Below are 444 nucleotides of genomic sequence, written 5' to 3'. Positions count from 1 at the left end.
GCGAACGGACCGCATCGATCTCTTGTACCAGCATCGTGTCGATCCAACCGTCCCCATCGAGGACGTCGCCGGTGTGGTCAAGGATTTGATGGCGGAAGGGAAAGTCCTCAACTGGGGTCTTTCCGAGCCGGGAATCCAGACCATCCGCCGCGCCCATGCGGAGCAGCCTCTCGCAGCCATCCAGAACGAATACTCGATGCTGTGGCGAGGAGCGGAGGCGGAGGTGCTTCCGCTATGCGAGGAACTGGGTATCGGCTTCGTCTGCTGGAGCCCCCTCGGAATGGGCTTTCTTTCTGGAAAATGAGTGCCGATACCCGGTTTGGAAGCGGCGCTTCCTTCGACCTTCAGCCCGGTGCGGGCTCATTCGATTTCCGTGCTCTTGTTCCCCGTTTCGAACCGGAAAACCTCAAATCCAACATGGCCCTTTACGCCGTGGTGTTGAAA

At 59.0% G+C, this 444-nt stretch carries 1 pseudogene; it reads left to right on the top strand.

The window, feature by feature from the left end:
- A pseudogene (locus EN780_RS37820) lies at positions 1-321 on the top strand (aldo/keto reductase); the annotation flags it as partial.
- Positions 322-444: the final 123 nt, after the last annotated feature.

This window comes from Mesorhizobium sp. M4B.F.Ca.ET.089.01.1.1 (assembly GCF_004022605.1).
Classification (GTDB): Bacteria; Pseudomonadota; Alphaproteobacteria; order Rhizobiales; family Rhizobiaceae; genus Mesorhizobium; species Mesorhizobium abyssinicae.
The sequence above is the reverse complement of the archived record's forward strand: the minus strand, read 5'-3'. Positions and strand labels throughout refer to the sequence as shown.